This window comes from Huijunlia imazamoxiresistens (assembly GCF_037132455.1).
GTDB classification, from domain to species: Bacteria; Bacteroidota; Bacteroidia; order Chitinophagales; family Chitinophagaceae; genus Flavisolibacter; species Flavisolibacter imazamoxiresistens.
On sequence record NZ_JBBBEI010000048.1, the window covers coordinates 1 to 21029 of the forward strand.

Genomic DNA, 21029 nt, shown 5'->3' on the forward strand with positions numbered 1-21029 from the left:
ACATACCCTTCAATAATAAAAAGAGGCCTACCGATCTGATCAGTAAGCCTCTGGAAAAGCTATTTTCAGGGATTCCCTATTTTACTGGTGAGCGCTGGTGATTAGAGGTTGATTTTTATATCGAAGCGGCCCTCGGTAATTTTAACGGGGGCGTCGCCGTCCTCGCTGGCGCCTTCAAAGGCAAAGGTGCCGGAGAAGATATGATTGACCGTGTCGGCCTTGGTGATTTCCACCTTGCCCGGGTACTGGTTATTGGTTTTCCAGGAACCCAGCGGGTTGAGCTTCCGCTCCAGGTAATGACCGTAATTGCCGGTGCGTCCGTCCAGCGTGTAGGTGCCGGTCTTGTGAACGTTCTTCACGAACAGGGTAAATTCCGATTCCTTGGGCTGGCTGGCGAAATTGCGGGCCTGGATGATGATGAAGCTTTTGGAGGGGCCATAGCGTGCTTCGAGCAGGGGGGCGGTGGGGGCGATGCCGAAGTCCTGGGGCACCCAGAAAGATCCGTTCACTTTGGCGCCGAAGATATTGCTGCCGGTAGTGGAAGCGGCGGGGAGTTCGGTAATTTTCTCCTTTTTACAGCCGGCCAGCAGGGCCAGCAAAATGATGGTGGGGATGAGATTTTTCATAAAAGGATTTGATACAAGATACCAAAATTTTGTGAACGCTGCATTCGCCGGGTACGATGCATGAATGATTAATTTATTATTTTAAGGGGTATGAAAAAAAGCACGGCCATCAGTTCTGTGGAACTTTACCGGATCAACATTCCGCTGACGGAACCTTTTGTCATTTCGCTGGGGCCGATCGAGCAGGCGGCCAACGTGGTGGTGGTGATCCGGACAGCCGACGGCTGCACCGGTTTTGGCGAATGCAGCCCGTACATGACCATCAATGGTGAAAGCGCCGACACCTGTTTTATTGTCGGGCAGTACCTGGCACGGGTGCTGAAGGGCCAGGATGCGCTGGAGGTGGCGTATTGCAGCCAGGCGATGGACAAAGTGATCTACGGCAACTCCAGCATTAAAAGTGCTTTCGATATGGCCCTGCACGACATTGCCGCACAGCAGGCCGGCCTGCCCCTGTACCGGTTCCTGGGCGGTGCCCGCAACAAGGCCCTGGAAACCGACATGACCGTCAGCATCGGTGCGCCGGACAAAATGAAAAGCGATGCGGTGAAGTTCCGGCAGCAGGGATTCCCGGCGATCAAGGTAAAGCTGGGGGGCAGCCTGCAGGAAGATGTGGCCCGTATCCACGCCATCCGGGAAGGCATCGGGCGGGATGTTCCCCTGCGCATCGACGCCAACCAGGGCTGGCCTACCGCGGATGCCGCCATTGCCGTGCTGACCGCCCTGGCACCCTACGCTATCGAGCACTGCGAGGAGCCCATCCCCAGGTGGCGGTTTATGGAGCTGGCCCGGGTATCTGCCGCCAGTCCCATACCGGTGATGGCCGACGAAAGCTGCGGCGACGACCACGATGCCGAACGCCTGATTGCCCTGAAGGCCTGCCCGATGATCAACATCAAGCTGGGAAAGTCGTCGGGTTTTGTGAAGGCGCAGAAGATCGTGGCGCTGGCGGCGCAGGCCGGCATGAAGCTGCAGATCGGCGGCTTTATGGAAAGCCGGCTGGGCATGACCGCTTCCGCCCACCTGGCACTCACCCATGAATGTATTGTGCACTGCGATTTCGACACGCCGCTGATGTTTACCGCCGATCCTGTTGTGGGCGGCATCACCTATGGGCCCGCCGGCCGGGTGACGGTGCCCGAAACCCCCGGCCTGGGCGCGGTGGTGGACGAAGCGTTTTTAAAGCAAGGCGAGCAGGTAGTTATTTAAGTGGTTGCGGGGGTATCCTTCCATCGCCACAGGTGCATGCAGGCATAGGTACGGTAGGGCGTCCATTGTTGCGAAAGCTCCAGCAGCTGCCGGCGGAATTCCTTTTTATTGGTATCGTCGAGTCCGTACAATTTTTTCATGGCGGTCTGGATGCCGTAGTCGTCCACGGCAAATACGTCTTCACGCCCCAGGGTAAACATCAGCAGCATTTCCACGGTCCATTTGCCCACGCCCTTTATCTGTGTCAGCAGGGCGGTTATTTCTTCATTGGACATATGTTTCAGCCGTTCGTCGTCCAGGTCGTTTTCGAGGGCGAAGCGGGCCACGTTCTGCACATAGGCGCACTTGGAGCCCGACAGGCCGATGCCCCGCAGCACTTCCGTGGGTGTGGCTGCTATCTGTTCCGGTGAAGGTTCTTCGCCTCCGAAAAGCTGCAGAAAGCGTTTATAGATCACTTCGGCCACCTTGGTGGACAACTGCTGGCTCATGATGGAGGCGCATAGCCGCAGGCAGATATTGCGGTGCGGGACCAGCTTTACTGCCTCTTGTTGCTCGATGACCGTCTTCAGCTTTTTATCCCGGGAAAGGTGGGCGGTATAGTGCATGGGTAAATGTACAAGGGAATTCGTTAATTGGTGAATTGGGGTATTAGGACGGCTGCCAGCTGCCATTCACAGCCCGCTTCTTCCGATCTTTGCAGTCCAGTCATGAAAAGAGAGATCATTTATACGGCCGATGGTTCGCACACCGTGGCGATCCCGGAAATGGAGGTTACCTATCATTCGCACAACGGCGCCCTGCAGGAATCGCTGCATGTGTTTATCGACGCCGGCCTGCGGGAAGCCTTCCGGCTATTTGAAGGGCCCATAAAGGTTTTTGAAATGGGCTTCGGCACCGGCCTCAACGCCCTGCTCACCGCCCTGGAAGCCGAAAAGGAAGGCCGGCAAGTAGCTTACACCTCCCTGGAACTCTATCCTTTATCCGAAGAAGAAACCAAAGGACTCAATTACGGCCAGCTGCTGCCGGGCAGCGAACCCCTGCTGCAACAGCTCCACCGCAGCCCCTGGGGTGAGGAGGTCCGGATCACCGATCAACTATGCCTGACGAAGGTGCAAACCAGCTTGTTTGATTTTGCTACTGCCGGTCAATTCCACGTCATTTATTATGATGCCTTTGCGCCCAGGGCGCAACCCGAGCTGTGGACCGAGGACATTTTTAAAAAGTTACGCCACCTGCTGGTACCGGAGGGCCTGCTGGTGACCTACTGTTCCAAGAGCGTGGTGCGCCGCGCCATGATGGCGGCCGGCTTCACCGTAAAAAAAGTGCCCGGGCCACGGGGCAAAAGGGAAATGGTGCGGGCCTACAGCCCCCTCCCGGCCTCCCCCGGTGGGGGAGGAGTTGGGGGCGCACGCCGCTAGTTTCTGTATAGGCCTTCATTCGAAATGATTCCAAAAAAAAGCACGCAACTTATTTAGTCGCGTGCTTTTTTTATTGGAACGTTCTGATAATTATCTGTGCGAATAGTGGCAGACTGTGCCCCGCCTCCCCCTCCACCGGAGGGGGCAGGGGGGAGGCTTATTTCGTCGTCCAGCTCATGTTGCCGTCCTTCTCGTCCTTGAGCAGGATACCGGCTTCGGCCAGCTGGTTGCGGATCTTGTCGGAGGTGGCCCAGTCTTTCCGGGCACGGGCTTCTTTACGGATGGAGATCAGCACGTCCATCACCCCTTTCAGCTTGTCGCCTTCCTCTACGGCTTCCGTTCTCAGGCCGAAGATATCCTCGATATACAGCTTCATCCGCTGCTGCACCAGCGCCAGCGTGTCGGCCGACAGGGCATCGGCGGCAATGTTCTTGTCTTTGAGGGAGTTGATCACCGGCACCAGCTCGAACATGTTGGCCAACACCTTGGCGGTGTTGAGGTCGTCGTTCATGAAGTCGTCGAACTCGGCCACCGTGCGGCGGCAGCGGTCGTCCAGCTCCTTATCGGAGGCTTCCGTGCCGCCGGCCTGCAGCTTTTGCACCGTTTCATAAGCTTCCATCAGGCGCTTCAGGCCTTTTTCGGTAGCCTGCAGGGCCTCGTTGCTGAAGTCGAGGGTGCTGCGGTAGTGGGTCTGCAGGATAAAGAAGCGCACCGTCATGGGCGAGTAGGCCTTTTCCAGCAGGGGGTCGGTGCCGGCAAACAGGTCGCTGAGCTTGATGACGTTGTTGTAGCTCTTGCCCATCTTGCGGCCGTTGATGGTGATCATGTTGTTGTGGATCCAGTAGCGTACCGGGGGGGCGTGGTTGCAGATGGTGCTCTGGGCGATCTCGCTTTCGTGGTGCGGGAACTGCAGGTCCATGCCGCCGCCGTGGATGTCGAACTGCTTGCCCAGGTACTTGGTGGCCATGGCCGAGCACTCGATGTGCCAGCCGGGAAAGCCTTCGCCCCAGGGGCTTTTCCAGCGCATGATGTGTTCGGGCGGCGCCGCCTTCCACAGGGCGAAGTCGGCCCTGTCTTTCTTCTCCTCCTGGCCTTCCAGCTCGCGGGTGGTTTCCAGCAGGTCGTCGAGCACTCTTCCGCTCAGTTTGCCGTAGTCGTGCCCGGCGGCGTATTTCTTCACGTCGAAGTACACACTGCCGTTCATTTCATAGGCGAAGCCGGCCCGGATGATCTCTTCGATCATGCCGATCTGCTCCACGATATGGCCCGTAGCGGTAGGCTCGATGGAGGGCGGCAGGCAGTTGAACTGCGCCATGGCCCAATGAAACAGGTTGGTATATTTCTGCACCAGCTCCATGGGCTCCAGCTTTTCCAGAAAAGCCTTGGAAGAGATCTTGTCTTCCGCTTCACGTCCTTCCTCTTCAAAGTGGCCGGCGTCGGTGATGTTGCGTACATAGCGCACCTTGTAGCCCAGGTGCTGCAGGTAGCGGTATAAAATGTCAAAAGTGATGTAGGGACGGGCATGGCCCAGGTGGCTTTCGCCGCTCACCGTAGGACCGCAGACATACATGCCGACATAACCCGGTACCAGGGGAACAAACGCTTCTTTTTCTCTTGAGTAGGAATTATAAACTTTTAATGACATAATCTTCTTTTTCGAACGTGAATCGAGAAACGTGAATCGTCCATGAACTCAGGAACTCAGGAACTTTTCAGTCCGTTTCGGCTGTCAAAGATAACGCTGGCGGCTAATTGGTGGGCAGACGCAGGTCGGTCACCAGCATGTAGTGGTCGGAATAATCGTTCATTTCGCGCTTGAACTGCTGCACCGCCAGCTCTTTGCTGGAAAAGATGTAGTCGATGCGCAGGGTAGGGGCGATGAAGGGGTAGGTGCGGCCGATGCCGAAACCCTTTTCCAGAAAAGCGTCGTTCAGGCCCTTGCGGATGGTAAAATAGGTGTAGGAGTTGGGCACGTCGTTAAAATCGCCGGTCAGCACCAGGGGGTGGGGGCTTTGGGAAACCAGGGTTTGTACGATCCGGGCTTGCTCCGGGCGGATGGTGGTGGCGCTGCGCAGTTTGGAAAAAATGTTTTTCGAGTTTTCCAGGATGCTGTCTTCCCGGTTCTTGATCTTCTGGATGGTTTCGAAATCCCGCTTTTTGAATTGGACCGACTGCAGGTGGGTGGTAAAAAACCGGACCGTATCCTGGCGGAACCGGATGTCGGCATAGATCAGCGATTCGGGACGGCCGGGCTTGGGAAACCAGGTAATGCCGCTGTTGAGGATCGGGAATTTGGAAAAGATCACCTGTCCGGCCCACTGCGTGCCGCCATCGATATCCCAGGAAAAATAATAGTAGGGGTAACCCAGCTTGTTTTTCACATAGCTCAGGTTGTTGTAAAAGCCGGGGTCGGTAGACTGGTAGAACTCCTGCAGGCAGAGCACGTCGGCATTCTGGCGGCTGATCAGTTCCATCATTTTCAGGCGGGTGCGGCTGCCCTTGTTGTTGTTGCGCCGCAGTTCCACGAAGCGGGCCACGTTCCAGTGGGCCACCCGCAGGATGTCTTTCGGTTTTTCTTCCCGGAAGGCGTCGGCCCGGTTGAAGGCAAAAAATACGGTAATACCCCGCCAGCCCAGCAGCAGGGCCACCAGCGAAATAAAGACGTAACGAGGCCGGAACAGCAGCCAGAAAAAGACGAAGAGCAGGACAATGGTCAGGATGAAGAGAAAGCCAAACCCCAGGAAGGAAATAAACCACCACCGTGCCGGGTCGAGGTACGGAACATAGCAAACCAACAGGAATACGGCGGCCGCAAGGATATTGAGAAAAAGAAAAAACCGTTTGGTTAAAAATGAGAATCTGCCCGCCATTCGCGCAATTTACAAATCTTCTTTGCTAGCCCGGCGGAGGATCTCCTTTTCGTCCTCGGTCAGGGAATGGTAGCCTTTCTGGCTGATCTTATCGAGAATTTCGTCGACTTTCTGTTGGGAAAGGTTGGAGGTTTTTTTAAATGGAGGAATGGTGCTTTTATAAAACAGCTCGGTTTTCATGTTCTTGCCCTTTTTGGGTTTGGCCGGGTTGAACAGGTTGCTGACCCAGTCGAAGCAGTTGTTCATCCAGTTGCTCCAGTCGTAGCCCTTGCGCAGCATGGCCACGAACAGGTAGCCCATGGCGCCGCCGGCCAGGTGGGCGATGTGCCCGCCCGCATTGTTGTAGGGGATGGTGGCCAGGTCGATGATCACGAAGATGGCCGTGAGCACCCACAGGGGAATGCCGCCATTGATCAGGGGAAAAATACGGTAGTTGGGGGCCAGGGTGGTGCTGGCGATGGCGATGGCCATAACGCCGGCGGAAGCACCCAGGGCGCGGGCATGTACCAGGTTGTCCTGGAGGCCGGGAATGATGTTCAGCGCCAGCATATAGACCGCCGCGCCGGCCAGGGCGCCGTAGATGAATACGGGGATGATCTTGCGGTTGCCGGCCATGTCCTGGAGGATATAGCCAAAGGCCCAGAGCCACAGCATATTTGCCACAATATGCCACACGTCATCATGGACGAACATATGGGTGAAGAGCGTCCAGGGACGGGTGATGAAAACGGATAAGTTTGCCGGAAGCGTCACCCACTCCAGGATCTGGGACTGGTACACGCCCAGGCCCGTTTTGCCGTAGGTGAAATAATAAATGACCTTTATAAAGGCAAGCAGCACAAACACTACCAGCTGCATGGCTATGAGCATAACCAGTGCATTGCCGTCCTGCCCGACGGTCAGTCTTCTCCTGTTTTCTTGTTGAAAATGGCTCATAAAAGACAAAAAATTATTTAAGAACAATATACTAATAAAAATTCCGACGATCGGTTTTATTGAAAAATAACACAATTATAAAACCAGTAATTGCGCCTCCCAGGTGGGCAAAATGCGCTACATTACTACCGCCCGAAGGAGCGATGCCGCCGAACAAATCCAGCAGCACAAGTCCCAGCACCATCCACTTTGCTTTGACCGGGAAAGGGAAAGGAAACAGCATCAACTGGAAGTTGGGAAACAAATAAGCAAACGCGGCAAATACGCCCATTATTGCACCGGAAGCGCCCACAGCTATGGCGTAATCGCCGGTCAGGTACAGCACCAGCAGGTGCAAAGCGGCCGCGCCGACACCGCAAATGAGGTAAAACAGCAAAAAGCGCTTGGGGCCCCACATATTTTCCAGCATTTGCCCGAACATCCACAAGCTGTACATATTAAAAAGAATGTGCAGGAAATCGCCGTGCGCAAACATGTGGGTGGCCAGCTGGTAGGGCTGGAAGCCCAGCCCGATGGGGCGGAGCGCCAAAATGCCCGTGAGGCCGAACGGACCCAGCACCAGCTGGGCAATAAAGACGAGCACATTAATGATGATCAGGTTTTTGACGATCGGGGGTAAAGTATTCATTCTTCAGTAGTTACGAAGTCCTCTCTGTTGGTTTTCAATTTCAGCTGCACCACATTTTCGATGTGCAGCGTATGCGGAAACATATCCACAGGCTGTACCCGGGTTACGGCATACTTTTCGTCGAGCAGGGCCAGGTCGCGGGCCTGCGTGGCCGGGTTGCAGCTCACGTATACTACCAGCGGCGCTTCCATGTCCAGGATCTTGCGCACCAGCTTTTCGTGCATGCCTGCCCGGGGCGGGTCGGTAATGATCACGTCGGGGCGGCCGTGGTGGGCAAAGAACTCGTCGTTGCACACGTCAATGACGTCGCCGGTAAAGAATTCCGCATGACCGATGCTGTTCAGCGCCGCATTTTCGCGGGCGTCCTGCACGGCGGCATCGATCACTTCCACGCCCACGATCCTTTTGGCGCCCCGGCTGCAGAAGATGCCGATGCTGCCGGTGCCGCAATACAGGTCGTATACCACCTGCGTGCCATCCAGTTCAGCAAATTCGCGGGTGATGGCGTACAGGCGTTCGCCCTGTTTGGTATTGGTCTGGAAAAACGACTTGGGGCCGATCTTGAAGCGGAAGTCTTCCAGGGCTTCGGTCACGTATCCCTTGCCGGTGTACACCACCGGTTCGAGGTCGTGCAGCGAATCGTTCTTTTTGAGGTTGATGGTATAAAGCAACGTAGTAACCTGCGGAAAGGTCTGCACCACGAAGTCGAGCACCTTTTTGATCTTTTTCTCGTTCTCTTCGCCGAACACGATGTTGACCATCACTTCCCCGGTGGTGCAGATGCGCACCTGCATGGTCCGCAGCAGCCCGCGGTGTTCGCGGATGTCGTAGAACGACAGGCCGTTTTGTTGCGCGAAGGTACGCAGGGCGTTGCGCAGCTCATTGGTGGGCTCGGGCTGCAGCCAGCACTTTTCGATGTGCACCACCTTGTCGAAAAAGCCTTTGGCGTGGAAGCCGAGGGCACCGGCCGGTTCTTCCTCCGCCGGTGCGGCGCCGGGTTTGCCCGGGGTAAATTCCTTGGTGCTGAAGGTGTATTCCAGCTTGTTGCGGTAAAACCGTGTTTCGGAGGCGCCGGCAATCGGCGGCATCTCGGGCAGGGCCACCTTGCCGATGCGCTTCAGGTTGTCATACACCTGGCGCTGCTTGTACTCCAGCTGCTTTTCGTAGGGCAGCATCTGCCACTGGCAGCCGCCGCAGACGCCAAAATGCTGGCAGAACGGCTCCACCCTTTCGGCAGAATATTCGTGAAACTGTACCGGGTGACCTTCCGCCCAGTCTTTCTTGTTTTTGCTTAACCGGATGTCCACCACATCGCCCGGCACCACGTTCTCTATAAAGATCACTTTTCCTTCCTGACGTGCCAGCGACTTGCCTTCTGCCGCATAGTCTTCCACCCGGACTTTCTCCAGGATGATATTTTTCTTTTTTCTCACGGCGTAAAAGTACGCCCTTTGGCTTATGGTTGGGGCGTTGATGCCGTATTAACCCCTTCTGTTTTACATAGCTTTAACCATCTTTGCCTCTGTTAATCTCTATTTTTATTCGCTATTTTTAAACTATGAAGCTTTTCTCCACCCTGTTTTTCCTGTGCCTTAGCGGAACCTTGCTGGCCCAGAACGGCTACGAAATAAAAGTCACCCTCAAACCCTTTAAAAAGCAGTACATCTACCTGGGCCATTATTACGGCAAACAGCTTCCCATCGTGGACTCGGTGTTGCTGAACGAACAAAGCGAGGGCGTGTTCAAGGGCCCCAAAAAACTGGGCGGCGGCATTTACCTGGTCGGCTACCCCGACCGCAGCCACAACTTCGAGATCCTGGTGGACAAGAACCAGAAATTTTCCGTAATGGCCGACACCGCCAACATTAAAAATATTACCTTCCTCAACTCGCCGGAAAATACCGCCTTCGTGGCCTACCAGGACTTTATGGTCAAAAACGGCAGGCAGCTCGACGAGCTGGTGAAGGCCCGCACCGCCAGCCCGGCCGACTCCGTCAAGCTGACGGCCCGTATCGATGCCGTCAACACCACCGTGCGCAACTACCGCACCGCCCTCATCACTAAAGACCCCAACAGCCTGCTGGCTACCCTGCTGAAGGCCATGAAGGAGCCGGAAGTGCCGCAAAACCACCCGGCCGCCAAAACCGACTCCACCTTTGCCTACCGCTACTTCAAAGACCACTACTGGGACGGGGTGAACTTTTACGACGACCGCCTGGCACGGACCCCTTTCTTTGAGTCGCGCCTGGATAAATACTTCGAGCAGCTGGTATACCCCGCGGCCGACTCGGTAAACAAAGAGATCGACTGGATGATGGGCTACGCCAGCATCAACGCCGAAATGCAGAAGTTCCTGCTGCTGAAATTCACCAACCGCTACCTGAACCAGAAATACATGTGGGAAGACGCGGTGTTCGTGCACCTGTTCGAAAAGTTCTTTTCCAATAAAACCTATCCCTGGCTGACCGAGCAGGGCAAAAAGGTCGTTACCGACCGGGCCTACAGCCTCATGGCCAACATCATGGGCAAGCCAGCCGCCAACATCGAGTTGAAAGACCCGCAGAACAAGCCGGCCAACCTGTACGATGTAAAAGCGCCCTTTACGCTGGTGGCTATCTGGGACCCCACCTGCAGCCACTGCAAGGAAGTGGTGCCCCGCCTCGACAGCCTGTACCGGGCCAAGTGGAAGGCCGAGGGCCTGAAGATCTTTGCCCTGGCCAAGGAAACCGAAGGCACCAAGGATACCTGGCTGTCCTTTATCAAAGACCACCACCTCGACGAATGGGTGCACGTGTACTACAGCAAGGCCGACGAAAAGGCCCGGGTGGATGCCGGCATTCCCGGCTACTCGCAGCTGTACGACGTGCAAAGCTTCCCCACCCTGTTCCTGCTGGACAAGGACAAGCGCATCATCGCCAAAAAAGTGTCGGAGCAGCAGGTGGATGAAATTCTCGCCTATAAATTGAAAAACAAATAACCCGCATAAACCAGGACTAAATATGCGCAAGCTACTTTTCGGAGCTTCTTTATTGGTGGGCATGAACGCGTCGGCCCAGACCCTTTTTACCTACGGCAGGGACTCGGTCAGCGTCAAAGAGTTTTTGCAGGCCTTTAAAAAGAACAACCCCCAGGGGGGCGACGCCCAGGCAAAGCAGGAATACCTCGACCTTTACATTGCTTCCCGCCTGAAGATCAAAGAAGCGCTGGCCCGGGGCTACGACACCCTGCCGCAGGTGCGCTCCGACGTGCAAAACCTGAGGGAGCAGCTCCTGCCGGCTTACCAGGCCGATGCCGCCACCCTGAACCGCCTGATCGACGAGGCCTTTACCCGCTCGCAAAAGGACATCCACCTGGCGCACATCTTCATCGGCTTTGCCAATGCCGGGGGCAAAACAGACAGCGCCGGGGCAAAGAAGAAGGCGGCGGAGGCTTTTGCCCAGCTGCAGCGCCATGCGGACTTTGCGCAGGTGGCCGCCCGCTATTCCGACGATTCCTCTGCCCGGGAAAATGGCGGCGACCTGGGCTTTATCACCGTATTTTCCCTGCCCTACGAGCTGGAAAACCTGGCCTATGCCACGCCTCCGGGCAAGGTTTCCACGTTACATGTCTCCAAAGGCGGCTACCATATTTTTAAAAATATAGAGGAGCGCCCGGCCGCCGGCCGCATGAAGGCGCTCCAGATACTGGTATTGGTGCCGCCCGGCGCCCAGGCGGCCCAGGAGCGGCAGGCGAAAGCCCTGGCCGATTCGCTCTACGGCGCCCTGCAGCAGGGAGCCGACTTCGGCGCCCTGGCCACGCAATTCAGCGCCGACAATATTTCCGCGGCCACCAGGGGCACGATCCCCGAGTTCGGCGTGGGACAGTTCGACGCCCTGTTCGAAAAAACGGTCTATGGCCTGAAGGACGGCGAAACGAGCCCTCCTTTTAAAACGACGCATGGCTACCATATCGTCCGGCGCGTTGGCCTCACGCCGGTAACTGCCGACCGGAACGACGAAGCGGCCCGGCAGGTGCTCAAGATCCGGGTGGAGAACAGCGACCGGATGAACGTTACCCGGGAGGTGCTGGCGAAAAGGGTGATGAAGGAGGTGAAATTCCAGCAGTACCCCGTGCCGCAGGCGCAACTCTGGGCCTATACCAACAAGGTAGTGAGCCAGCAGCCGGTCCCGGCGGCGGGTCCCATAAAGCCCTCCACCCCTTTGCTGGCGATCGGAAAAAAGCAGGTGACAGCTGCCGACTGGACAGCTTATGCCACCAGCTTCCGCTATAAGCCGGAAGGCAAGGGCGTCAAGCCCTATCCCCAGGTGTGGAACGAGTTCCTGCAGGCGAAGGCCCTGGAGTACTACAAGGAAAACCTGGAGGTGTTCAACGACGAGTTTCGCAACCAGATGAAGGAGTTCCGGGAAGGCAACCTGTTCTTCGAGATCATGCAGCGCCAGGTGTGGACGCCGGCCCAGACCGATACGGCCGGCCTGCTGAAATTTTACGAGCAGCACAAGCAGGACTACCAATGGGATAAAAGCGCCCAGGCCGTGATCTTCTTTGCCGGCGACACGGTGGTGGCCCGGCGGCTGGCGGCGCAGGTGAAAAAGGAACCCGCCCGCTGGAAGCTGCTGGTGGCCGAAATGCAGAACCAGGTAACGGCCGACTCCGGCCGCTTTGAGCTGGCGCAGATCCCCCGTCCCAAAGGCATGACCCTGAAGGAAGGGCTGATCACGGAGCCGCAGGTGAATGAAGCCGACAACACCGCTTCCTTTGCCTATGTGCTGCACCTCTACGACCAGCCTGCCCAGCGCAGCTTTGCCGAGGCCAAAACCCTGCTGGTGAACAACTACCAGGCCGAGCTGGAAAAGAAATGGATCGCCGAGCTGAAGGCCAGGTACCCTGTTACCATTAACCGGGCCGCCTTGAAGAATCTTATGTCCAATTAGGATTTCGGATGTCGGAACCCTTGACTGCAGATAATGTTTTATATAATAGAAAGCCCCCGAAAACCGGGGGCATTTTTATTTCCTTTGCAGACAATTCTATTGATGAAGGAGTCTATCTTCTTTCAAGGATTCCGAAATCCGGCATCCGAAATTTCTTAAAACAGTTCCTTTACTACGTTGGCCACTACGTGGGGTTTGCCCAGGGTGTAATAGTGGAGCACGGGCACGTTGGCTTCCTTCAGCTCGCGGGATTGCTGCAGCAGCCACTGGGTACCGATCTCTTCCACTTCCTTGTCGGTCTTGGCCCGCAGGATGTCGGTCGACAGGGCTTCGGGAATATCCACATGGAAGGTCCGCGGGATCACGGTCAGCTGTTTTTTGGAGGTGATGGGTTTCAGGCCCGGGATGATGGGGATGTTGATGCCCGCGTCGCGGCAGGCCTGGACGTATTCAAAATACTTCTGGTTGTCGTAAAACATCTGCGTCACCACGTAGTCGGCCCCGGCTTCCATCTTGGCCTTCAGGTAGTGCAGGTCGGTCTGCAGGTTGGGCGATTCGAAATGTTTTTCGGGATAACCGGCTACGGCCACGCTGAAGTTGGTCTTGACCGCGTTTTTCAGGTCTTCCTCCAGGTAAATACCGTTGTTCATGTTCATGACCTGTTGCAGCAGGTCGCTGGCGTAGCGATGACCGCCCGGCTCGGGTTCGAAAAAGGCTTCGTTCTTGGGGGCGTCGCCGCGCAGTACCAGCACGTTGTCCACGCCCAGGAAGTTCAGGTCGATCAGGGCGTCCTCGGTTTCCTGCTTGCTGAAGCCACCGCAGATCAGGTGGGCCACGGCATCCACTTTATAGCGGTTCATGATGGCGGCACAAATGCCCACGGTTCCGGGCCGCTTCCGCACCTCCACCTTTTCAAAGGTGCCGTCGCCCTTGCGTTTGAACATGCTTTCGCTGCGGTGGTAGGTAACGTTGATAAAGGAGGGATTGAATTCCATCAGGGGATCGAGGTGCTCCCAGAGGGCGTTGATCCCTTTTCCTTTAAGCGGAGGCAGTACTTCAAAAGACACCAGGGTGCTCTTGGCCTGCCGGATGTGGTCAATTACTTTCATAAATGGGCGCGAAAATACACCGGATGAACGGTACATTAAAAAAAAAGCACCCGGCCTTTCCCAGGCTGGGTGCTTTTTTTTTAATTGTTGTCCTTAAAGGGCCCTGTTCATAAGGGTTGCAGACAGCAAGGCAGGATCCGGGGATTAGTCCCGGCGGCCGCCGCCGATGCAAACACCCACCTTTACGCCCAGGTAGCCGTTTTTGTTGCCGACAAAGTTGTATTCCAGGCCGGTGCGGAAGTGACCCACTTCAACGCCGCCGCGCAGCAGGAAGCCTACCTTGTTTTCGCTGTCGATCTTCACTTCATCATTCGTATTGGTATCGAAGGTGGCGCCGGCACTTTTGTACAGGCCCAGACCGGTGCCCAGGAAGGGACGAGCCTTGGTGTTGGTAAAGTAATAGTCGCCGGTCAGCACATAGGAGCCATGCGCTTTTACGTCACCGGAAAACTCTTCGCCGTTGTCGGAAACATAGCCGGCAGCAGTCAGCGCGCTTTCCAGGCGCAGACCTACAGAGATCTGGTCGATAACGGCATACTTCGGTTCAATGGCAAACAATACACCGCCTTTGGAACCTTTCCCCTGGGGAGAAGCGTAACCAAGGCTGACGTCAACTTTAAAAGGCTTAAACGTTTGTGCATGAGCGGCACTAATGCCCAGGGCCAGGACGGCCAGGCTGAGAATTTTCTTCATAGCTGCTAGTTTGTAAAAAAAATGTTAAGGTGGTAAATATAAGACACAAAACGAAACGAGTATATCTAAAGGAGTTAGTCTATAAAAAATAAGTGTTTGCACTTAAAATGTGTTTCGGGTTCCGTCTTATGCCTGGGGAAGCCTGCCGGGCTTTTAACGAAAATCTTCGCCGCCTCAAAGCGGCAAGGCCTAATTTTGCCCCAAACATTTTCCATTGAGTATTCGGATTCATACGTCGGAACTGGTAAAGCGCTATGGACAGCGGACCGTGGTGAACCACGCTTCCATTGAAGTAAAGCAGGGAGAGATCGTAGGGCTGCTGGGGCCGAACGGCGCCGGCAAGACCACTACCTTCTATATGGTAGTGGGCCTGGTAAAGCCCGATGAAGGAGAAGTGTACCTGGAAGAGGCGAACGTAACGAAGCTGCCCATGTACAAGCGGGCGCAGATGGGCATCGGCTACCTTCCGCAGGAAGCTTCCATCTTTCGCAAGCTGAGCGTGGAGGAAAACATCGAGGCAGTGCTGGAAATGACCAAACTTACCCGGAAGCAGCAAAAGGAAAAGCTCGAGAGCCTGCTGAACGAATTCCGCCTGCAGCACGTGCGCAAAAGCCCCGGCGACGTACTGAGCGGGGGCGAAAGGCGGCGGACCGAGATCGCCCGCGCCCTGGCCGTGGATCCGAAGTTTATCCTCCTGGACGAACCCTTCGCCGGTATCGACCCCATTGCGGTGGAAGACATCCAGGCCATCGTGGCGCGCCTGAAGTTCAAAAATATCGGCATCCTGATCACCGACCACAACGTGACCGAGACCCTTTCCATCTGCGACCGGGCCTACCTGCTGATCGAAGGCAAGATCTTCAAGCACGGCACTGCCGAAGAACTGGCCGAGGACGACCAGGTAAAACGCCTGTACCTGGGCCGCAGCTTCGAGCTCAAACGGAAGGATTACCTGCTGCAGGAAGTGGATCCCGACTCGGTAACCGGGTCGCTCTAGTCCTGCCGGCGCAAGCCTTACTTTTAAAAGATGGCACGTAATTATCTTAACTGTTGAGTGTCATTTCCTATTTTTAATTTAGGCTTGACCCCTACCCCAATTTGGGGGAACATTGGGTCGAGCCGGATTTTGCCTTTTTACTATGAAATTGCTTAGCCCCACCATATCCCGATTTGCCCGTATGCGGCTGTGGTCTGCCGAACAGTGGATTTCCGACCCCGTAACGGCCCAGTATACCGTCTGGCAGGACCTGCTGGCTGCCGGCCAGTACACCGAATTTGGCCGTAAATACCATTTCTCCCAGATCCAGTCGCTGGCCGACTTCAAGCAGCAGGTGCCCCTCCAGGAATACGACGACCTGAAGCCGTTCGTGGAACGCATGATGGAGGGTGAGGAAAACGTATTGTGGAATACGCCGGTGAAATGGTTCGCCAAAAGCAGCGGCACCACCAGCGACAAAAGCAAGTTCATCCCGGTAACCGACGAGAGCCTGAAGGACAACCACTACCTGGGCATGAAGGACGTGCTGTCCTTTTACTATGCCGCCACCCCCGACAGCGACCTGCTGACCGGCAAAGGCCTGGTAATTGGCGGCAGCCACCAGATTCATCAGCTCAACGACGAAGTGCATTTCGGCGACCTTAGCGCCGTGGTGCTCCAGAATTCCCCCTTCTGGTCCAACTGGCTGCGTACCCCCGACCTCTCCATTGCCCTGATGGACGAGTGGGAAAGCAAGATCGAAGCCCTGGCGCAGTCGACCATCAACGAAAACGTCACCTCCATGGCCGGCGTGCCCACCTGGCTGATCGTGCTGCTGAAACGCATCCTGGAGCTGACCGGCAAAAAGACCATCAAGGAAGTGTGGCCCAGCCTGGAGCTGTACCTGCACGGCGGGGTAAGCTTTACCCCCTACAAGGCCCAGTTTGAACAACTGATCGGCGCTCCCATCAATTATTTGGAAATGTACAACGCCTCCGAAGGCTTCTTCGCCGCCCAGGACGACATGAATGCCGACGGCATGCTGCTGATGTGTGAGCACGGCATCTTTTACGAGTTCCTGCCGGTAGAGGAGTGGGGCAACCCGGACCCCCGTACCCTGCAGCTGGACGAGGTGGAGGTCGGGAAGAACTATGCTCCCGTGATCACCACCAACGGCGGCCTGTGGCGTTACCTGCTGGGCGATACCATCCAGTTTACGTCGCTTTATCCCTTCCGCATCAAGGTGTCGGGCCGCCTGAAACACTTCATGAACGCCTTTGGCGAGGAGGTGATCGTGGACAATACCGACAGGGCGGTAGCCGAGGCCTGCGCCGCCACCGGCGCCGTGGTCAAGGACTACACCGCCGCCCCGGTCTATTTCTCCGAAAGCGCCAACGGCGCCCACGAGTGGCTGATCGAGTTTGAACAGCCGCCAGCCAGCCTGGAGGAGTTCGTGTGGGTGCTGGACAGCTCCCTGAAAAGCCTGAACAGCGATTACGAGGCCAAGCGTCATAAAGATATTGCCCTGGGCCTGCCCGTCGTGCATGCCGTGGCGCCGAATACCTTTATCAACTGGCTGAGCAGCAAAGGCAAGCTGGGCGGCCAGCACAAGGTGCCCCGTCTCTCCAACGACCGCGACATCCTGGAGCAGATCAGTGCCTTTGCCCACCTGCCCCGGTAAGGGCCGGAACGGCCTTCTGCAAGAACCTCGGGCCCGGCGGTGCAACAAAGGAGGATAACAGTTACTTTTGCTGCCTCCAAAAAAACACATCAATGAAACTTTTAGAAAATAAAGTGGTTATTGTTACCGGGGCTGCCCGTGGCATCGGCGAAGGCATTGTCCTGAAAATGGCCGAGCACGGCGCTCATGTAGCCTTTACGTATGTCAGCGAAGGCAGCGCCGAAAAAGCCGCCGCCCTGGAGCAGAAAGTAGCTGCCCTGGGAGGCAAGGCAAAAGCCTACCGCAGCAATGCCGGTAACTTTGCCGAATGCGAAACCTTTGTAAATGATGTGGTGAAAGAGTTTGGACAGCTGGACGTGTGCGTGAACAACGCCGGCATTTCCAAGGACAACCTGCTGCTGCGCATGACGCAGGAGCAATGGGACGACGTGATGCAGATCAACCTCAAAAGCGTGTTCAACATGACCAAGCAGGTGGTACGTCCCATGATGAAAGCGAAAAAAGGAAGCATCATCAATATGAGCTCGGTGATCGGCCTGATGGGCAATGCCGGGCAGGGCAGCTATGCCGCCAGCAAGGCCGGCATCATTGGCTTTACCAAGTCCATTGCCAAAGAGCTGGGCAGCCGCAACATCCGCTGCAACGCCATTGCCCCGGGCTTCGTGGAAACCGACATGACCTCCTACCTGAAAGAGGGCGAGCAGGCCGATAAATACAAAGCCGGCATTCCCCTGGGCCGTTTTGGCTCTTCCGAAGACATTGCCAACGTGACCCTGTTCCTCGCTTCCGAACTCAGCGCCTATGTTACCGGCCAGGTAATCTGCGCCGATGGCGGTCTGTACATGTAAAAAGTAGCCTCACCGAATAAAAAGAAAGAGCCGGCAGCTGCCGGCTCTTTCTTTTTATTCAAACCTTTTTTGCCCGGATGCGGGCAAGGACATCCTTGGTAAACTGGGTCAGCACCAGGCGGCCGCTGATCTCGGCGCGGCGGCGGAGCAGGTCGTCCCAGTCTTCGGTGCCGCTCCACATGACTTTCTTCAGTTCGACAATGGCCTGCCGGCTGGAATGCACCAGCCGGTTGGCGAGGCGGCGCACCGCTTCGTCCAGGTCTTCCGTCGAGGCGTGCACTTCGGCGTACAGTCCTCTTTTATGGGCCCATTCGGCGGTGCGTTCCTGGGAGGCGTCGATGGCCAGCTGGCTGAACGCCGACAGGCCTATTTTCCGTTCAATGGCGGGGCCCACTACGAAAGGCCCCATGCCGATCTCCAGCTCGCTGAGCCGTACGCTGGCATTGGCATGGGCGATGGCATAGTCCACCGCCGCGGCCAGGCCCACGCCGCCCCCGACACAGCGGCCGTGGATGCGCCCGATAACCATTCGGGGGCAGGTGCGGATGGAGTTGATGAGGGTGGCAAAGCCGCTGAAAAAGTCAAAACCCTTTTCCGGGGTCTGGATGGTGGCCAGCTCGTCGAAGGAAGCGCCGGCACAGAAGGTTTTTTCCCCGGCCGACCGCAGCACGATCACGCCCGTGTCGTTGTCGCGGCCGCTGGTATGGATCTCGCGGGCCAGTTCTTCCAAAAGCGCCCGGGGCAGCGAATTGCTCTGGGGATGGTAGAATTCAATGGTGGTAATGCTATTATGCGTTTCGGTGCGCACATAACCCTTATTAATTTCCGATGCCATATTATTTAGGTTGAGGTTGAGGAGGTAGAAATTCATGGGTTCCCATGTTGTTTAGCGGTTGTGGGTGCCCGTACTATTCTGGAGACGATCCTTTTTTCGCTACTTGTGTTAGGATAGTGGCGATCGCCACCATTTCGCCGGTTTCGTCGCTGACCTCTACCAGCCATTTGACGATGCCTCTGGGGATATCGTTTTCATCTTTGGGGTCCTGGGGCAGCTTTTCCTTGACCGTCAGTTGGACGCCTATGGTGGCGCCGGCATAGACCGGTTTGAGAAAGCGGCATTCCTCCAGGCCGTAGTTCAGCAGTACCGGTCCTTTGCGGGCATCCACGAACAGGCCGGCGGCGGCGCTCAGGATAAAATAGCCGTGGGCTACCGGCTTTTCGAACAGCGTGCCCCCCAGCGAGGTGTGGTCGGTATGGGCATAGAAATGGTCCCAGCTCAGGTTGGCAAAGTTGGTAATGTCGGCTTCGGTGACGGTGCGCCGGTGGGTGGTGAGCGAATCGCCTACCTGCAGCTCTTCGAAGTATTTGCGAAAAGGATGCTTTTCGTCTTCAGCGGTGCGGGCACCCGCCTGGTAGCTTTGGGTGAGGGCGGTGATCGAGGAGGGCGAGCCCTGCACCGCCACCCGCTGCATATAATGTTTTACCCCGCGGACGCCGCCCATTTCCTCGCCGCCGCCGGCGCGGCCCGGTCCGCCGTGCACCAGCAGGGGCAGGGGCGATCCGTGGCCAGTGCTTTCCCTGGCGCAGTCGCGGTTCAGCACCAGGATGCGGCCGTGGTGGGTGGCGGCGCCCAGCACGAAGTCGCGTGCCCAGGTGTCGTTGGTGGTTACCACCGAGCAGCAAAGCGAGCCTTTTCCTTTCTTGGCCAGTACGATGGCGTCGTCCAGGCCGGCGTAGGGCATGATGGTGCTTACCGGGCCGAAGCATTCCACTTCGTGTACCGCTTCCGTTTGGAAAGGGGTTTGGTTCAGCAGCAGCAGGGGTGATAAAAAAGCGCCTTTCTGGGCATCGGCATCGATCACCTGCACGCTATCCAGCGAGCCGTACACCAGCTGGGAGGAGGCCAGCAGCGTTTGCACGTTCCGCCGCACCTGTTCGCGCTGTTCCCTGCCGGCCAGGGCGCCCATGCGGACGCTTTCGTTCAGCGGGTTGCCGATGGGGGTCTGCGCCAAAGACTGGCCAAGGGCCCGGTACATGTCTTCCAGCACCGCTTCGGGCACGAAAATGCGGCGGATGGCCGTGCATTTCTGGCCGGCCTTGACGGTCATTTCCTTGCGCACTTCTTTGATGAAGATGTCCCATTCCGGCATGCCGGGGAGCACGTCCGGTCCCAGCACGATGCAGTTGAGCGAGTCGGCCTCCATGTTGAAGGGCACGCTTTCGCGGAGGATGTTTTCGTTGGCTTTCAGCTTCAGCCCGGTGGCCTTGGAGCCGGTAAAGGTCACTACGTCCTGGGCCGTCACATGGTTCAGCAGGTCGCCGGGATCGCCGCACAGCAGTTGCAGGGCGCCTTCGGGCAGGATGCCGGAGGCAATGATCTCCTGCGCCACGGCATGGGCCAGGTAGCACGAGACGGTGGCCGGCTTTACTACTGCCGGCAGGCCGGCCAGCCAGTTGACGGCGCATTTTTCCAAAAAGCCCCAGACGGGGAAGTTGTAGGCGTTGATGTGCACGGCCGCTCCTTCCTTGGGCACCAGCAGGTGGTGGCCCATGAAGGTGCCGCCCTTGCTCAGGCCTACCGGCTCGCCGTCGGTGCAATAAGGAAGGTCGGGGAAGCGGCGGCGGAGGGAGGCATTGCTGAACAGGTTGCCGATGCCGCCTTCAATATCGATCCAGCTGTCGGCTTTGGTAGCGCCGGTATGGTAGCTGAGGGTGTAAAACTTTTCTTTCCGTTCCGACAGGTGGAGGGCCAGGGCTTTCAGCATGCGGCCCCGTTCGTGGAAGGTCAGGCGGCGCAGGGCGGCGTTGCCCTTTTCGCGGGCGTACTGCAGCACCCGGGAAAAATCCACGCCCCCGGTGGAGACGGTTGCCAGGGCGTCGCCGGAAACGGCGTCGTAGAGGGCCTGGCCGTCGCCCTCGCCGGCGACCCAGCGGCCGGTGATGTAGTTGGCCAGCAGGCCACCGCTGATGCTTTCTTTAATGGAAGCGGTACGTTCCAATGGCAGGCTCAATGCGTTCGTTTTCATACTATACTCGGTAAGGGGTAAAATTGTGAGTTGAGCGGGCATAAAAAAAAGAGGGGCAATTTTGTAGTGCTAACAACA

The 21029-nt window shown here is 56.8% G+C and carries 18 protein-coding genes; 7 read left to right on the top strand and 11 right to left on the bottom strand.

Going from position 1 to position 21029, the window contains the following annotated elements; genetic code table 11:
• Window positions 1-101: 101 nt before the first annotated feature.
• Window positions 102-626: a Riean_0653 family protein gene (locus V9K67_RS25885; protein ID WP_336727835.1), complete on the bottom strand. Its 525-nt coding sequence runs from the start codon at window positions 624-626 to the stop codon at window positions 102-104.
• A gap of 90 nt (window positions 627-716) precedes the next feature.
• Here V9K67_RS25885 and V9K67_RS25890 point away from each other — a divergent pair, with 90 nt between their 5' ends.
• A complete protein-coding gene (locus V9K67_RS25890; RefSeq protein WP_336727838.1) occupies window positions 717-1835 on the top strand; it encodes a mandelate racemase/muconate lactonizing enzyme family protein in 1119 nt (372 codons plus the stop codon).
• Here the strand turns inward: V9K67_RS25890 and V9K67_RS25895 are convergent.
• Window positions 1832-2440 carry a DNA-3-methyladenine glycosylase family protein gene (locus V9K67_RS25895; protein ID WP_336727841.1) on the bottom strand — a complete coding sequence of 203 codons (609 nt, stop codon included), beginning with the start codon at window positions 2438-2440 and terminating at the stop codon, window positions 1832-1834. The genes V9K67_RS25890 and V9K67_RS25895 overlap by 4 nt on opposite strands.
• Window positions 2441-2542: 102 nt before the next feature.
• Here V9K67_RS25895 and mnmC2 point away from each other — a divergent pair, with 102 nt between their 5' ends.
• Window positions 2543-3253, top strand: a complete 711-nt coding sequence (mnmC2, locus tag V9K67_RS25900) for a tRNA (5-methylaminomethyl-2-thiouridine)(34)-methyltransferase MnmC2 (RefSeq protein ID WP_336727843.1) — start codon at window positions 2543-2545, stop codon at window positions 3251-3253.
• A 157-nt stretch (window positions 3254-3410) separates the two neighbouring features.
• Here the strand turns inward: mnmC2 and cysS are convergent, their stop codons facing one another.
• The 5 genes from cysS to rlmD form a co-directional block, all read right to left on the bottom strand.
• The gene (gene cysS, locus V9K67_RS25905) at window positions 3411-4898 is read right to left on the bottom strand and encodes a cysteine--tRNA ligase (protein ID WP_336727844.1); all 1488 of its coding nucleotides are present in this window, start codon (window positions 4896-4898) and stop codon (window positions 3411-3413) included.
• Between the two features lie 103 nt (window positions 4899-5001).
• Window positions 5002-6123 carry an endonuclease/exonuclease/phosphatase family protein gene (locus tag V9K67_RS25910; RefSeq protein ID WP_336727845.1) on the bottom strand — a complete coding sequence of 374 codons (1122 nt, stop codon included), beginning with the start codon at window positions 6121-6123 and terminating at the stop codon, window positions 5002-5004.
• Between the two features lie 9 nt (window positions 6124-6132).
• Entirely contained in the window at window positions 6133-7059 is a 927-nt protein-coding gene (locus V9K67_RS25915; RefSeq protein ID WP_336727846.1) for a rhomboid family intramembrane serine protease, read from the bottom strand.
• A gap of 31 nt (window positions 7060-7090) precedes the next feature.
• Window positions 7091-7687: a rhomboid family intramembrane serine protease gene (locus tag V9K67_RS25920; protein WP_336727848.1), complete on the bottom strand. Its 597-nt coding sequence runs from the start codon at window positions 7685-7687 to the stop codon at window positions 7091-7093.
• Window positions 7684-9120: a 23S rRNA (uracil(1939)-C(5))-methyltransferase RlmD gene (gene rlmD, locus V9K67_RS25925; RefSeq protein WP_336727849.1), complete on the bottom strand. Its 1437-nt coding sequence runs from the start codon at window positions 9118-9120 to the stop codon at window positions 7684-7686. Before rlmD ends, V9K67_RS25920 begins: the two co-directional genes overlap by 4 nt.
• Window positions 9121-9245: 125 nt before the next feature.
• On the opposite strand from rlmD, the gene V9K67_RS25930 reads away from it, so the two are divergent.
• Together V9K67_RS25930 and V9K67_RS25935 are read left to right on the top strand one after the other, a co-directional pair.
• The gene (locus V9K67_RS25930) at window positions 9246-10664 is read left to right on the top strand and encodes a DUF5106 domain-containing protein (RefSeq protein WP_336727851.1); all 1419 of its coding nucleotides are present in this window, start codon (window positions 9246-9248) and stop codon (window positions 10662-10664) included.
• A gap of 22 nt (window positions 10665-10686) precedes the next feature.
• Entirely contained in the window at window positions 10687-12618 is a 1932-nt protein-coding gene (locus V9K67_RS25935; protein ID WP_336727853.1) for a peptidylprolyl isomerase, read from the top strand.
• Between the two features lie 155 nt (window positions 12619-12773).
• Here V9K67_RS25935 and metF read toward each other — a convergent pair whose 3' ends face one another.
• Window positions 12774-13727: a methylenetetrahydrofolate reductase [NAD(P)H] gene (metF, locus tag V9K67_RS25940; RefSeq protein WP_336727854.1), complete on the bottom strand. Its 954-nt coding sequence runs from the start codon at window positions 13725-13727 to the stop codon at window positions 12774-12776.
• 144 nt (window positions 13728-13871) lie between these two features.
• Window positions 13872-14420, bottom strand: coding sequence for an outer membrane beta-barrel protein (locus V9K67_RS25945; protein ID WP_336727856.1), 549 nt, complete (start codon window positions 14418-14420; stop codon window positions 13872-13874).
• 214 nt (window positions 14421-14634) lie between these two features.
• Here V9K67_RS25945 and lptB point away from each other — a divergent pair, with 214 nt between their 5' ends.
• The 3 genes from lptB to fabG all read left to right on the top strand — a co-directional run bounded on the left by lptB (window position 14635) and on the right by fabG (window position 17925).
• Window positions 14635-15417 carry an LPS export ABC transporter ATP-binding protein gene (lptB, locus tag V9K67_RS25950; RefSeq protein WP_336727858.1) on the top strand — a complete coding sequence of 261 codons (783 nt, stop codon included), beginning with the start codon at window positions 14635-14637 and terminating at the stop codon, window positions 15415-15417.
• 142 nt (window positions 15418-15559) lie between these two features.
• A complete protein-coding gene (locus V9K67_RS25955) occupies window positions 15560-17077 on the top strand; it encodes a GH3 auxin-responsive promoter family protein (protein WP_336727860.1) in 1518 nt (505 codons plus the stop codon).
• Window positions 17078-17169: 92 nt separating this feature from the next.
• Window positions 17170-17925: a 3-oxoacyl-[acyl-carrier-protein] reductase gene (gene fabG, locus V9K67_RS25960; protein WP_336727862.1), complete on the top strand. Its 756-nt coding sequence runs from the start codon at window positions 17170-17172 to the stop codon at window positions 17923-17925.
• Window positions 17926-17983: 58 nt separating this feature from the next.
• On the opposite strand, the gene V9K67_RS25965 is transcribed toward fabG, so the two are convergent.
• Window positions 17984-18760: an enoyl-CoA hydratase/isomerase family protein gene (locus tag V9K67_RS25965; protein WP_336727865.1), complete on the bottom strand. Its 777-nt coding sequence runs from the start codon at window positions 18758-18760 to the stop codon at window positions 17984-17986.
• Between the two features lie 73 nt (window positions 18761-18833).
• A complete protein-coding gene (gene paaZ, locus V9K67_RS25970) occupies window positions 18834-20951 on the bottom strand; it encodes a phenylacetic acid degradation bifunctional protein PaaZ (RefSeq protein WP_336727867.1) in 2118 nt (705 codons plus the stop codon).
• Between the last annotated feature and the right edge of the window lie 78 nt (window positions 20952-21029).

What these genes read in the sequence shown, in the direction of transcription:
- V9K67_RS25885 (WP_336727835.1), bottom strand. Translation starts at nt 626, where the DNA reads ATGAAAAATCTCATCCCCACCATCATTTTGCTGGCCCTGCTGGCCGGC.
- V9K67_RS25890 (WP_336727838.1), top strand. Translation starts at nt 717, where the DNA reads ATGAAAAAAAGCACGGCCATCAGTTCTGTGGAACTTTACCGGATCAAC.
- V9K67_RS25895 (WP_336727841.1), bottom strand. Translation starts at nt 2,440, where the DNA reads ATGCACTATACCGCCCACCTTTCCCGGGATAAAAAGCTGAAGACGGTC.
- mnmC2 (WP_336727843.1), top strand. Translation starts at nt 2,543, where the DNA reads ATGAAAAGAGAGATCATTTATACGGCCGATGGTTCGCACACCGTGGCG.
- cysS (WP_336727844.1), bottom strand. Translation starts at nt 4,898, where the DNA reads ATGTCATTAAAAGTTTATAATTCCTACTCAAGAGAAAAAGAAGCGTTT.
- V9K67_RS25910 (WP_336727845.1), bottom strand. Translation starts at nt 6,123, where the DNA reads ATGGCGGGCAGATTCTCATTTTTAACCAAACGGTTTTTTCTTTTTCTC.
- V9K67_RS25915 (WP_336727846.1), bottom strand. Translation starts at nt 7,059, where the DNA reads ATGAGCCATTTTCAACAAGAAAACAGGAGAAGACTGACCGTCGGGCAG.
- V9K67_RS25920 (WP_336727848.1), bottom strand. Translation starts at nt 7,687, where the DNA reads ATGAATACTTTACCCCCGATCGTCAAAAACCTGATCATCATTAATGTG.
- V9K67_RS25930 (WP_336727851.1), top strand. Translation starts at nt 9,246, where the DNA reads ATGAAGCTTTTCTCCACCCTGTTTTTCCTGTGCCTTAGCGGAACCTTG.
- V9K67_RS25935 (WP_336727853.1), top strand. Translation starts at nt 10,687, where the DNA reads ATGCGCAAGCTACTTTTCGGAGCTTCTTTATTGGTGGGCATGAACGCG.
- metF (WP_336727854.1), bottom strand. Translation starts at nt 13,727, where the DNA reads ATGAAAGTAATTGACCACATCCGGCAGGCCAAGAGCACCCTGGTGTCT.
- V9K67_RS25945 (WP_336727856.1), bottom strand. Translation starts at nt 14,420, where the DNA reads ATGAAGAAAATTCTCAGCCTGGCCGTCCTGGCCCTGGGCATTAGTGCC.
- V9K67_RS25955 (WP_336727860.1), top strand. Translation starts at nt 15,560, where the DNA reads ATGAAATTGCTTAGCCCCACCATATCCCGATTTGCCCGTATGCGGCTG.
- fabG (WP_336727862.1), top strand. Translation starts at nt 17,170, where the DNA reads ATGAAACTTTTAGAAAATAAAGTGGTTATTGTTACCGGGGCTGCCCGT.
- V9K67_RS25965 (WP_336727865.1), bottom strand. Translation starts at nt 18,760, where the DNA reads ATGGCATCGGAAATTAATAAGGGTTATGTGCGCACCGAAACGCATAAT.
- paaZ (WP_336727867.1), bottom strand. Translation starts at nt 20,951, where the DNA reads ATGAAAACGAACGCATTGAGCCTGCCATTGGAACGTACCGCTTCCATT.